This is a genomic window from Stenotrophomonas sp. 05L44_2 (assembly GCF_056665995.1).
In genome coordinates this window covers 1-1,096 of the sequence record NZ_JBFTNR010001000.1, presented here as the reverse complement: position 1 = coordinate 1,096, position 1,096 = coordinate 1, and the positions used below count along the sequence as shown (strand labels likewise).

Here is a 1,096-nt window from a genome sequence, read left to right as displayed (position 1 = left end):
CTGCGGCGGCGGCATTCGCGCAACTCGATCCCGCCCAGCAACGCCAGCGTCGCAGCGACTACGCCGCGTGGCGCGCCCTGCCGGAGGGCGAGCGCGAGCGCATCCGCCAGGCCGCCAGCCGCTTCGCCGCGTTGCCGGCCGATCAGCAGCAACGGCTGCGCGCGCAGTTCCAGGCACAGGACCAGGCCTTCCGCGAAGGCTGGCGGCTGGGCCCGCAACTGGGCGCCGAGTTCCCCAAGCTGCACGGCCTGTTCGGCTTCGTACCGCCGCAACAGCGCGATGCCGTGCTTGCCGTGCTGCGCCAGCTGAGTCCGTCGCAGTTGGCGCAGCTGGCCCTGGTCGCCCAGCGCACGCCGCCGCAGGAACGCGACAGCGTACGCAGCGCATTCCTGACGGTCCCCGCCGCCGAACGCGACACCTGGCTCAAGCGCCAGGCCGGCCAATAAGCGAAAAGGGGACGGAGGGAATTAAGTCGTTTCTGGCGCGACTGTGCCGGATACGACTTAATTCCCTCCGTCCCCTTTATGGGGCAGTCATGGGAATGACCGCCCGGCGCGCGTAAGATGGCCGGCCGCAACCCGGTGCCTGTGCCCTTCGCGCGCAACCGTAGTTCGCGTCAAGCACCTTATGTCTACTGCAACCTCCACGCCGCGCTTCAGCAAGGAAGTCGGCGCTACCGGTCTGCTTGCCCTGCCGCTTGTGCTCGGGCACGTCTCCACCGGTCTGATCTCCTTCGTCGACAACGTGATTGCCGGCCACCATGYGACATCCACCCTGGCCGCAGTGACCATCGGCACTGCGCTGCTGTGGCTGCCGATGCTGATCCCGATCGGCACGCTGATCTCGCTCACCGCCTCGGTGTCGCAGCTGCATGGCGCTGGCCGTGAGCGCGAGATCGGCCCGCTGTTCCGGCAGGCGCTGTGGCTGGCGCTGGGCCTGGGCCTGATCATGTTCACCTTCCTCACCGTGGTGCCGCCGCTGCTGCCGGCATTCGGCATCGCCCCGGACATCGTGCCCGGCGCAACGGCCTTCCTGCATGCGGTGCGCTGGGGTGGCCCGGCGCTGACGCTGTACTTCTGCATGCGCTATCTCAGTG

Annotated in this window: 2 protein-coding genes; both read left to right on the top strand. The window is 68.6% G+C overall.

From position 1 onward, the window contains the following. Positions 1–446, top strand: a 446-nt coding sequence (locus tag AC1VAN_RS22635) for a DUF3106 domain-containing protein (protein ID WP_480986839.1), incomplete at its 5' end; no start/stop codon positions are given. Between the two features lie 181 nt (positions 447–627). Next, positions 628–1,096, top strand: a 469-nt coding sequence (locus AC1VAN_RS22630) for an MATE family efflux transporter (protein WP_480986838.1), incomplete at its 3' end; no start/stop codon positions are given.